Annotated in this window: 9 protein-coding genes; 5 read left to right on the top strand and 4 right to left on the bottom strand. The window is 59.1% G+C overall.

Translation table 11 applies throughout. The annotated features are described in order from the left end of the window. Positions 1 to 17: 17 nt before the first annotated feature. A complete protein-coding gene (locus B498_RS11415; protein ID WP_008501302.1) occupies positions 18 to 1,058 on the bottom strand; it encodes an NADP-dependent oxidoreductase in 1,041 nt (346 codons plus the stop codon). Between the two features lie 65 nt (positions 1,059 to 1,123). Further along, positions 1,124 to 1,699 (bottom strand): helix-turn-helix domain-containing protein, encoded by a 576-nt coding sequence (locus B498_RS11420; protein WP_008501301.1) that lies wholly within the window; start codon positions 1,697 to 1,699, stop codon positions 1,124 to 1,126. A 148-nt stretch (positions 1,700 to 1,847) separates the two neighbouring features. Between B498_RS11420 and B498_RS11425 the strand changes: the two genes are divergently transcribed. Both B498_RS11425 and B498_RS11430 read left to right on the top strand, forming a co-directional pair. Further along, on the top strand, positions 1,848 to 2,366 hold the full coding sequence (locus B498_RS11425; RefSeq protein WP_008501300.1) for a GNAT family N-acetyltransferase: 519 nt from the start codon (positions 1,848 to 1,850) through the stop codon (positions 2,364 to 2,366). Next, entirely contained in the window at positions 2,363 to 2,812 is a 450-nt protein-coding gene (locus B498_RS11430; RefSeq protein ID WP_008501299.1) for a DMT family transporter, read from the top strand. The genes B498_RS11425 and B498_RS11430 overlap by 4 nt, the downstream gene beginning before the upstream one ends. Before the next feature lie 3 nt (positions 2,813 to 2,815). Here the strand turns inward: B498_RS11430 and B498_RS11435 are convergent, their stop codons facing one another. Beyond that, positions 2,816 to 3,049 carry a YdcY family protein gene (locus tag B498_RS11435; protein WP_008501298.1) on the bottom strand — a complete coding sequence of 78 codons (234 nt, stop codon included), beginning with the start codon at positions 3,047 to 3,049 and terminating at the stop codon, positions 2,816 to 2,818. 102 nt (positions 3,050 to 3,151) lie between these two features. Next, on the bottom strand, positions 3,152 to 4,750 hold the full coding sequence (locus B498_RS11440; protein ID WP_008501297.1) for an ABC transporter substrate-binding protein: 1,599 nt from the start codon (positions 4,748 to 4,750) through the stop codon (positions 3,152 to 3,154). 283 nt (positions 4,751 to 5,033) lie between these two features. On the opposite strand from B498_RS11440, the gene B498_RS11445 reads away from it, so the two are divergent. The 3 genes from B498_RS11445 to B498_RS11455 are packed head-to-tail and all read left to right on the top strand — an operon-like array spanning position 5,034 to position 11,543. After that, positions 5,034 to 6,383 carry an SrfA family protein gene (locus tag B498_RS11445; RefSeq protein ID WP_008501296.1) on the top strand — a complete coding sequence of 450 codons (1,350 nt, stop codon included), beginning with the start codon at positions 5,034 to 5,036 and terminating at the stop codon, positions 6,381 to 6,383. A gap of 4 nt (positions 6,384 to 6,387) precedes the next feature. After that, a complete protein-coding gene (locus tag B498_RS11450; RefSeq protein ID WP_008501295.1) occupies positions 6,388 to 9,369 on the top strand; it encodes a virulence factor SrfB in 2,982 nt (993 codons plus the stop codon). Continuing rightward, positions 9,366 to 11,543 (top strand): virulence factor SrfC family protein, encoded by a 2,178-nt coding sequence (locus tag B498_RS11455; RefSeq protein WP_008501294.1) that lies wholly within the window; start codon positions 9,366 to 9,368, stop codon positions 11,541 to 11,543. Before B498_RS11450 ends, B498_RS11455 begins: the two co-directional genes overlap by 4 nt. The last annotated feature ends 28 nt before the right edge of the window (positions 11,544 to 11,571 follow it).

The following is an 11,571-nucleotide window of genomic DNA, read 5'->3' as shown; positions in this document are numbered from 1 at the left end:
CCCCGCCATATTGCGCTTTATTTATTGTCACTCGCGACGCGAATCACGACTTTGCCGAAGTTTCGTCCTTCCAGCAGGCCAATGAGCGCCTCGGGGGCGTTTTCCAGCCCGTCCGTGACCTGTTCGCGATAGTGGATTTTTCCCTCCTGCACCCAGCGCCCCATCTCTTCCTGGAACTCATGGATGCGATGTCCATAGTCCTGGCCGATGATAAAGCCCTGCATCCGAATGCGTTTCTTGAGAAGGGTCGCCATCAGAAGCGGCAGGCGGTCCGGCCCGTCAGGCAAGCCCGTCGCGTTGTAGCCGCTCACCAGGCCACACACCGGCACGCGCGCGGGGGTGTTCAGCAGGGGCAGCACGGCGTCAAACACTTTCCCGCCAACGTTTTCATAGTAGACATCAATGCCGTTCGGGCAGGCCTGCTTGAGCTGGTCGGCAAAATCCGCGGCGTGGTGATCCAGACACTCGTCAAACCCGAGCACCTCAACGGCATGGCGGCATTTCTCTGCGCCACCGGCGACGCCGACCACCCGGCAACCTTTGATTTTGCCGATCTGCCCAACCGTCGCGCCAACCGGGCCGGTCGCCGCCGCCACCACCAGCGTTTCACCCGCTTTCGGTTGCCCGATATCCAGCAGCCCCATATAGGCGGTAAAGCCCGGCATACCCAGTACGCCCAGCGACCAGGAAGGATGAGACGGATTTTCGCCCAGCTTCACCAGGCCGCTGCCGTCCGAGAGTTCATACTCCTGCCAGCCGCTGTAGCCCAGCACCCATTCACCGGCTTTGTAGTCGGGATGGTTTGACTGCTCAACGCGGCTGACCGTTCCCCCCACCATCACCGCACCGAGCTCAACCGGCGGGGAATAGGATGGCGCGTCGCTCATGCGACCCCGCATATAAGGATCCAGCGACAGCCAGACGGTACGAAGCAGAAGCTGCCCCGCACCCGGTTCCGGAACAGGCTGCGTTTCTAGACGAAAATTTTCCGCCACCGGTGCGCCCTGTGGACGAGAGGCCAGCACCCAGCGGCGGTTATGCGAAACAGAGTGATTCATCAGGATCTCCTTCTGGGACAAATGTCATTACAGCCTGGCTCACGTTCAGCGTTATCGCATTAGCATTACGAGCCAGACTGATTGAGGCGTACAACCAGATAGATGCAGGTTTCATTCGTCTCGTTGATGAACCGGCAGTCATTAGGCGGCCCCAGCTCAAGACAGTCTCCGGCGTGCATCTCGTGGCGGGTGTCGCCCTCCTGAAACACCAGCTCACCGGACTGCAGCCAGATAAGCTGACGCGCCAGCGCGTAAGAAGAAGCCGGCATCGGAACGTCGCTTCCCGCAGGCAGTTCCACCTGAACAAGGTCGATGGGCAGATCGGTACGGGGAGAAACATGGCGGCGGAGGTAGTGCGTCTGCGGATCGCGCCAGACGGGCTGGTTTGCCAGGCGCAGCAGCTTACCCTCCTGCATTTCGGCCCGGGCAATTAGCGTTGACATGCTGATGCCAAACGCGCCCGACAAGCGGGCAAGCAAGGTGGCTGTCGGGCTACTGTCCCCGCGCTCTATCTTATGGATCATGGCGCGGGAGACCCCTGCCCGGTCCGCCAGCTCGCTCAGGGACCATCCGCGAGACTCGCGTTCAAGGCGAATTCTTGCGCTAATCCGTTGATTCATCGTGTCTGTTATGGTGTTCATGACGTCATACTATAGTGTATGAACGGCAATTCAATGGGCTTTTGATAACAAAAAAATATGGCTTATGCCATAGCGATCGGGCGATACAGTTGTGTAATATCGTAGTGATAACGTAATACTATAGTGAACAACACACAGAGGCTTCATCATGATCGTTCGTCATGCCTGCAAAGAAGACTGCGCTGCGATAGGCGAGATTTACAACCACGCGGTGCTGCACACTGCCGCGATCTGGAACGATAAAACCGTCGATACCGATAACCGAATCGCCTGGTTTGAGGCGCGCTCGCTTGCGGGCTACCCGGTTCTGGTAAGTGAAGAGGACGGCGTAATCACCGGCTACGCCTCTTTCGGCGACTGGCGGGCCTTTGACGGCTTCCGTCATACGGTTGAGCACTCGGTCTATGTCCACCCGGCCCATCAGGGCAAAGGGATTGGCCGCACGCTGATGAAGGCGCTGATTAACGAGGCCCGCACCATCGGGAAACACGTGATGGTGGCCGGCATTGAAGCGCAAAACCATGCCTCGATTCATCTCCATGAAACGCTCGGCTTTGTGACGACCGGACAAATGCCGCAGGTGGGAACCAAGTTTGGCCGCTGGCTGGACTTAACCTTTATGCAGCTGCAGCTGGACGAGCGCAGCGATCCGGACGCGATCCCATGAATCAGTCACTGACGCTGGCGTTTCTGGTCGCGGCGGGCATCGGTCTGGTGGTGCAAAACACTCTGATGGTGCGTATCACCCAGTCCTCCTCCACCATTCTCATCGCGATGCTGCTGAATTCGCTGGTCGGCATCGTGCTGTTTGTCAGTATTTTGCTTCTGAAACAGGGCGTGGCCGGATTCAGCGAGCTGGCCGCGACGGTGCGCTGGTGGACGCTTATCCCGGGGCTGCTGGGGTCATTTTTCGTGTTTGCCAGCATCAGCGGCTATCAGAATGTTGGCGCGGCGACGACCATCGCCGTGCTGGTCGCAAGCCAGCTGATTGGCGGGCTGGTGCTGGACGTGCTGAGGAGCCATGGCATCCCGCTGCGCGCCCTGATCGGCCCGGTGTGCGGCGCGGTGATGCTGGTGGTCGGGGCCTGGCTGGTGGCGCGACGCCAGTTTTGATGGTTACAGTATGGTGCCGCCTTTCGTCAGCTGTTCCTCACGCGCGTCCATCTCCTCTTTATGCTGCTTACCATGGTGCGAAATCGCGGTGCGCAGACGCTGCTGCTGGGTGTAGCGATCTTCACGGCTGAGCTCTGCATCATCGCTTAATTCAATCAGCAGCTCGTTCATGTGGGTAATGACGCTCTCTTCGATAGCGGCATCGACGCGGGCGATAACTTCGTTTAAATGTGACATTGTCACTCCTTGTAATGTGCCCGGTGGCGGCTCCGCCCTTCCGGACCTACGCGTGCCAAATGTAGGCCGGGTAAGGCGTAGCCGCCACCCGGCTAAAAAGGCTTAGTTCAGCTTCGCTTTCGAGAAATCGCTGCCCATCAGGCTTACGCTGTACCCGGTCACATTGCTGCGGGTCGCGTAGAACGTTTTCCCGTTGGCCAGCGCGATCCACGGCGCCTGCTGGTAGAAGATCTCCTGCGCCTGGCCATAGAGCTTGGCGCGCTCAGCCGGGCTGCTGGTCAGCTTCGCTTTTTGTACCAGGGCATCATACCCCTTATCGCACCAGCGCGCGGCGTTTGAGCCGGTTTTAATGCTGTTGCAGCCGAGCAGCACGTCGGCAAAGTTGTCCGGGTCGCCGTTGTCGGACATCCAGCCAAAGAGCGCGGAGTCATGTTCGCCTTTACGCATTCCGGAGAGATATTCGCCCCACTCGTAGGAGACAATTTTGGCCTTCACGCCAACTTTTGCCCAGTCGCTTTGGATCATCTCCGCGATACGACGCGAGTTCGGGTTATACGGACGCTGAACCGGCATTGACCACAGCGTGACTTCCGCGCCCTTCTCCAGACCCGCCTGCTTCAGCAGGGCTTTCGCTTTTTCAGGATCGTAGCTGTAGTCCTTGAGGTCTTTATTGAAGCCCAGCATATTTGGCGGGATCGGCGATTTTGCCACCGTGCCCGATCCCATAAACACCGCATTAACGATGGCCTTCTTGTCGGTCGCGTAGTTGAGCGCCTGACGCACCAGCACGTTATCAAACGGTTTTTTCTCGGTATTAAACGCCAGATAACCGACGTTCAGCGCATCGACCGAGTGCAGCGTCAGGTCTTTGTTGTTTTTGATGGCGTCAAACTGAACCGGGGATGGCGCAGGAATGATCTGGCACTCGTTGGTCTGCAGCTTCGCCAGGCGGGTTTCCACGTTTGGCGTAATGGAGAAAATGAGATGCTTCGTCGGCACCTTGCCTTCCCAGTAGTTCGGGTTCGCGACGTAGCGGATCAGCGAATCCACTTTGTACTGCTGCAGCACGTAAGGCCCGGTGCCAATCGGCCAGGTGTCCACGTTCTCAGGCGTGCCTTTTTTCAGCATTGCGTCGGCGTATTCAGCGGAGAGAATCGAGGCGAAATCCATTCCCCAGTCGGCCAGAAACGCGGCGTTGGGTTCGCTGAGGGTGAACTGGACATGGTAATCATCGACCTTTTTAACGTCCTGGATCAGCTTATCGAGACCGACATCATTAAAGTACTCGTAGTTGCCCTGCGACACGTTGTGGTACGGGTGTTTAGGGTCTTTCTGACGCATGACCGAGAAAATAACGTCATCGGCATTAAAGTCGCGCGTCGGTTTGAAGTATTTGTTGCTGTTGAACTTCACCCCTTTACGCAGGGCAAAGGTATAGGTCTTGCCGTCCGGCGAAATCGTCCAGGACTCCGCCAGCGACGGCACCGGGGTGTTTTTCACCGGGTCGAAATTGATCAGACGGTTATACAACACCTGAGAGCTGGCCACAAAAGACGGGCCAGAGCTGGCGATTTGTGGGTTGAAGGACTCGGGGGAGGCTTCTGAACAGTAAATAAGGGTGTCGTTATTTGCCGCCCATGCGGCACCGGCTGGTAACAGCGCGCTCAGCGCAAGGGCGAGCAGTGTTTTCCCTGTAGACATGGTTATAACCCTGACAGTTTTATTATATAGGACAGTAATAACAGCACAGGCGTTTTGACCTGGCAAATAACGAAACACTATCAGGTTATTCTAAAGCCGCGTTTTTTGCTGTTTTAACCGCCAGCGCTCAAAAAGATGATTTGCCTTAAGTGCCATTATTCGTCAAGCACAACCGTCACTTTCTATGCCGCAAGAAATCGGCGCTTTTAGCGTCTCTTCCTCCGTTTGTTTGCTTCCTCGTTTCGTTAAAGTAATGGTGTGAAGAAGTATATGGGATCAAATCGTGGCAAAAACTCTTTTACGCAGCGGTAATCTGGATGATTTTCAGGCCGTTGGCGGCGGCGGACAAGCCGTTTTCGAATCAGCGTTGCAAATCCGTGAAGCGCTCCGTTTGCGCAAACAACAGGCCATCGTCGACTGTCTGGCGATTCCTCAGGTCAACGACAGCGGCGACCGCGTGGACTGGTATTCCCCGGTTGAAGGGAGCGTAATCAGCTGGAAAGCGGCCGATGAAGATGATCGCTATCGCGCCCTGCGCTATCTGGAAAACACGCTCTCCAGCGTCGAGTCATTAAGCAAGAAATGCCTGCAGTCGCCTAAAACCGCGCAACAGCTTTTTGGCTCTCTGCTGTCAAAGGCGTTTCAGTTTCCGGGCGAAAACTTCCTCTTCCTGGTGGACGGAAAGCCGGTCATCAGCTTCTGGGGGTTTGTAAACCTGAACGAGAACGCGCGCGACGATGTCCTCGACTGCCTGCGTGAATCGCTGATCCCTGAGCCAGCCCCCGTTGTGATTGACGATCCTGAACCCGAGCCTGAGCCAGAGCCGGTGATGACCTTTGAGCATGCTGACGAGCCGCTGATCGCCCCATCCACGGTGGTGCGTATTACGCCGGAGGAGCTGTATGAGCCCGAACCGGCCCCCGCCGTTGCACAACCTGTTCAGGCGCCTGCTCCGGCGAACGTCGTGAAAAAGCGCCGCGTTCCCCTGTGGACCCTGCCGGTTGCCGCCGTGATCGTCGCCGCCATTGCCGCCCCGCTGCTGTGGCCAAAACAGGCACCTTCCGCTGAGCCCGCCCCGGCACCCACACCTGAACCTGTGGAGATTGCGCCAAAACCGATCAAAGCGGTTGAGCCGCTGGCGATGAAGCTACCGCTGCATCAGGCGGAGGTCGTGGCCAGCAAAGAAAAAGAAGCCGCTCCGGCCGCTCCTGCGCCACAGCCCGCTCCGGTGGTGATTGTCGCCATCCCGAAAGACGCCATGGTGATGGAAGCGAATCAGGTAAAAGCGGGATCGACGCGCTTCCTGAACGGCACCTGGCGCGCCATCCTCGATGTGAAAGATCCAGTTACCGGCAAGCCGCCGTCGCTGCGCTATCAGATCCAGAACAATAAAGGTTTCGCCCGCGTTGTCCATGGTGACAACATTGTCTGCCGCGCGGAGGTCTTTTCCGGGCTGCACAGCAATGGCGAGCTGATGATTAAGAGTCGCGGCACTGCCCGCTGCACCGACGGTTCCCGCTACCCGATGCCGGAAATAGCCTGTAAAGCAGGCACCAGCGATATCGCAGAATGTCGCGCCCGTTATGATGCCAACACCGTCGTCCCACTGACGTTCAAGAAAGCAGGTGCCTGATCTTATGCTGGTAAATCTTTGCGACTATAAACAAAGCGTCACGCTTATTGCCAACAGCGGCGTGCAGTTCCTCGATTTCGGTCTGACGCCGCAGGACTCCGCCAGCAACGGGCGCTTCGTACGTAAAACCGCGAACGGCCCGCTATTGCGCCTCGATTTCGACCTGGTCAACGGTCGCTATACCCTGCCCGGCATGAATGGCGGGCAGCCAGAAGTGGTCAAACCGGAAACCACTATCCCGCTGCATCAGTCGCTGGCGGTACTGGATGGCGTCTGGCTTCCGGTTCCGTTCCTGCGCTTCAACCCACCACGGACTTTTGTTGAAGGGCCGGATAACTGGGCGCGCGTTCAGGTGCGCAAGCTTGACACCCCGGACACGGCAGGCAATACACACCGCGTCACGCTCGCGCTTGACAGCCAGATTGCCGACCATGCCACGTCCGCGCTCTCTCCGGTGGAAAACGATATTCTGAACGGGACCCGCTTCGCGCTGGCGTGGCGCGATAACGAGGTAGACAGTTTCCTCGATCAGACCTGGATTGACGGCTGGCTGCGCGAGGCGTTTACCCAGTATGCCGACGGCGTTGAGAACCGCTCTGAACGCGACCTGCAGCAGGCGATGCGCAGTTTTGAATATCAAGCCCACTGGCTTAACCTGCTGACCATGCTCGGTGAACAGCTCACCGTACCGGAAGTGAAATTTGTCACCCATACGCTCAGCACGCCAGCCATTCCGGTCGACCTGATCCTTGACGTGGGTAACACCCACACCTGTGGCGTCATTATTGAAGACCACGGCGATGCGAACGATGGGCTGCGTCAGACCGCCGAGCTGCAGGTTCGCTCGCTCAGCGAGCCGCAGTTCCTGAACGAGCCGCTGTTCACCAGCCGTCTCGAGTTTTCGGAAGCGCGTTTTGGCAAGCAGCACTTCTCGGTGGAAAGCGGTCGCGAAGACGCCTTTGTCTGGCCGTCGATTGTCCGCGTCGGCGATGAGGCCCGCAAGCTGGCGATGCAGCGTCTGGGAACCGAAGGCAACAGCGGTATTTCCAGCCCGCGTCGCTACCTGTGGGATGAAACCCCGGTCGTGCAGGACTGGCGCTTTAGCCAGATGAACAGCAAGACCCAGCGTGAACCGCTTGCCACCGCGTTCCCGCTGATGAACCTGATGAACGATGACGGCGAGCCGCTCTTCACGCTGCCGCAGGACGAGCGCCTGCCGGTCTTCTCACCGCAGTACAGCCGCAGCACCCTGATGACCCATATGCTGTGCGAGCTGCTGGCACAGGCGCTGGGGCAGATCAACAGCGTCGCCACGCGCCTGCGCCTGGGCTTCCCTGCCTCGCCGCGCCAGCTGCGCACGCTGATCCTGACGCTGCCCTCCGCCATGCCAAAGCAGGAGCGCGAGATCTTCCGTCGCCGCATGTTTGAAGCCATCGCGATTGTCTGGAAAGCGATGGGATGGCACCCGCAGGATGAGGATTTTGTCACCCGCAAACAGCAGGAAAAAAGCGTGGTGCCGGTACCTGAAATCCAGATGGAGTGGGATGAAGCCAGCTGCGGTCAGCTGGTCTGGCTGTATAACGAAGCCATCTCCCGCTTTGGCGGCCAGACCGAAGCCTTCTTCGCCTCCCTTGCCCGTCCGGACCGTGAGCCTGAGCCGGGTAGTCAGCCGGGGCGCGCGCTGCGCGTCGCGTCCATCGACATCGGCGGCGGCACAACGGATATGGCGATCACCCATTACCAGCTGGACGACGGTTCCGGCAATAACGTCAAAATCACCCCGCAGCTGCTGTTCCGCGAAGGGTTTAAGGTCGCGGGCGACGATACGCTTCTGGACGTGATTCAGCGCTACGTGTTGCCCGCTCTGCAAACGCAGCTGCAGAAATCCGGTATCGCGGATGCCTCGCTGCTGATGGCCTCGCTGTTCGGCGACTCCGGGCGCATTGATACCCAGGCCGTACTGCGCCAGCAAACGGCGCTGCAGCTCTTTATGCCGATTGGCCATGCCATTCTTGCCGGATGGGAATCCAGCGACGTTGACGATCCGCTGGCCGGTCTGCATGCCACCTTTGGCGATCTGCTGCCACAGAAGCCGACTCGCAACGTGATGAACTATCTGCAGCAGGCGATCGATCATGCCCTGCCTGCGGGTTCAGACGCTTTCGATCTTTTCGCTGTGCCGCTGCATGTGAATTTCCGCGAAATGCAGGATGCGATGCTGGCCGGGCAGTTTACGCTGGCCTCCCCGCTCCACGCGGTATGTGAGGCAATCTCCCATTACAGCTGCGACATTCTGCTGATCACCGGACGCCCGGGCTGCCTGCCTGGGGTTCAGGCGCTCATTCGTCACCTGCAGCCGGTGCCGGTCAACCGCATCGTCTGGCTGGATAAATACCAGGTACATGAGTGGTATCCGTTCAGTCAGCAAGGGCGCATTGGCAACCCGAAATCGACCGCTGCCGTGGGGGCCATGCTCTGCAGCCTGGCGCTTGACCTGCGTCTGCCGCGCTTCAACTTTAAAGCCGCGGACATTGGCGCGTATTCCACCGTGCGCTATCTGGGCGTGCTGGATAACACCGTCAATACCCTGCGCGAGGAAAACGTCTGGTATCAGGATATCGATCTTGATAAACCCGGCGCGAAGCTTGATGCGCGTCTGCACTTCCCGCTGCGCGGTAACGTGACTCTCGGCTTCCGTCAGCTGGCAAACGCGCGCTGGCCGGCCACGCCACTCTACACGCTCAGCATTAACTCGGCCGAACTGGCAAAAGCGATTGCCGGCGACGGCGTGCTGAACGTGCGGCTCAAGCTCTGCGGCGGCAGCAAGCAGGAAGGTCCGGAGGCCTTCGAGCTGAGCGATGCCTGGCTGCAGGACGGCACGCCGGTGGCACCTGACGCATTAACTTTCAAACTGAATACCCTGGCCGATCGCCGACACAGCGGTAGCCACTACTGGATCGACAGCGGGAGCGTATACCTGAAATGACAGCGACCACGAACACCACTCAGGCCTTAATCGGGTGGATTAACGAGACGCGCCTGACCGCCCCTGTGCTGGATAACGATGCCGACGCCCTGCTTGCTCGCATCAACGCGGTGCAGGCGCGGGAGCAGGCCATTGAACGCGCCATGACCCGCCAGAGCAGCATTGGGCTTTACGGCCATTCGCAGAGCGCGAAAGCGCACCTGCTCTTATCGCTGTGCGGCAGCGGCAATGGTCGCCTGAACGTGACGCCAGGCCAGCGCACTTTTGACTATTTTTCGCATATCAATCCAGGACATGCCCTGACCAATATGGCCGTCCGCTTCACCCGGGAAATCCCGGAAGCGCTTGACGAGGCGTTTCCGCTGCGCCTGAGCCTGGTCACCGAGGCCGAGCTGGTACAGCTGTTTATTGCCCGCACGACGCAGCACCCGCAGATGCGCGCGGTGGATAAGGCGGTCATCGAGACACGTCTGGAAAAATGGCGCGGCCTGCGCCAGCCGCAGGGCGTGCCCGGCATCACCGCTCAGGAAGTGGGGGCAATTGCCCGCTTCTGGCAGAGCACGGTACCCGCAGCGAAACAGCAAATTGATGATGCCCTGTGGCATGAGTTTGCCCAACTGGTGCCTTCACTCGATCTCAGCACGCGAGCCAGCGTCTGGTCGCTGCTCTGGGGCGAACAGCAGGAACTGACCCAGCAGTGGTTAAACCTGGCCCATGTGCTGCACCAGACCAGCCATGCCAGCGAGCTTGCGGCCCCCCTTAGCCTGCTGGTGGACAGCTTTGGGCTGCCGGGTGAAGGGTTCCTGACGCACGACGGCTCGATAGCGCTTCAGCATGCACAGGAGACGCTTCTCCATCCGCTGAACAACGGTGAAATGCTTAACGCCATCAGCCTCCCGGTCGATGTGCTGGCCTTCCTGACCCGCGAACTGGTGCTGCCCGTTGAGAGCGGCGCGCTGGATAATGTTGATATCATTGATATCCCGGTGTTTGAAGAGCACCATGCCGATCCGCTACGCCAGGCGAAATCCCAGTGGCTGCTTGAGCACTATCGCCAACAGCTCCAGCCGGATGTGCTGGTCATTTGCAACGCGACGGCGCAGCACGAACAGACGGCCAAAAAAGCAAAAGTGTTAATGAACTGGGTCAGGGAGACGCAGCCTGCCGAAGAATCAGCCCTGCCGGGTCTGGTATGGGCGATAACCCCGCACGACGCGCGCTTTACCACCCGGCAGAATCTCGATGAAGCCGTACAGCATCTGCTCGGAAAGCCCGGCTTGCGCTGGGGCACGCTACAGGCTCTGGACAGCCACAGCATGCAGCGCGTCATTGAGTGGCTGTCTCAGGCCACGCTGCCCGCGCAGCGACAGAAGCGTCTCGGCACGCTCAAAAACGCGCTGCGTCTGGAGCTCTCGGCGATGATGCAAAGCTACCTGGCACCGCTGGTTGAGGAGCCAGGTATCCGACGCACTCAGGCAGAAAACATGGTGCGCACGCTGCAAAGCAGTGCCGCCCGCCACGGCGAGCTGCTTGAAGGCCTGCTGCCGCCGCTGAAGGCCTTTGAAACGCTGCTGGCCGTTCAGCAGCCGCGCGAGGAGCAGGTTAACGGGCTGTTTACGGATACCATTGACCTGTTTGCTGATAATGCCCAGGAAAGCGCAGGCCTGTTCCAGACCAAAGACAAAGCGCGTCTGGCGCACAGAGTATGGATAAATCATCTGCGCCAGTGGAGCCGCAACGAGGCGACCGCCGCCCGTCTTGGGCTGGATCCTGTGGTGTTACAGCAAATCGCGGATGTACTGGTCGTCACCAGCTACCGGCTGAATCTGCCTCAACAGCTGCAGCGAATTGTCGAAGCAGACAAAAGTAGCGCTGCGCAACTGCATGCCGTGATGGGCAATTTCGTTGGCTGGCTGGGTTACGACCAGACGCCCGTGGCGACGCGTCCGGCAAGCCGCATCCGTAAGGGCCATGCCATCTTCGTCACGCCGGTGGTCAGCAGCGCCGAACCTCGCCTGACGCGCCTGGGAGAACAGCCGGTCCATGCGGCTACCGCATATGTTTACGACTGGCTGGTCGCACTCTATAGCCGCGCGATAGAGAACATTGATTACCAGCACCCGCATGATGTTCAGCCTGACGCACGTCAGGCACTACGGGCTTTAATAAAGTAGCCGCCCTTCTTGCCGGGTGGCGCTGCGC

Source organism: Enterobacter sp. SST3, from assembly GCF_000286655.1.
Classification (GTDB): Bacteria; Pseudomonadota; Gammaproteobacteria; order Enterobacterales; family Enterobacteriaceae; genus Enterobacter; species Enterobacter roggenkampii.
The sequence above is the reverse complement of the archived record's forward strand: the minus strand, read 5'-3'. Positions and strand labels throughout refer to the sequence as shown.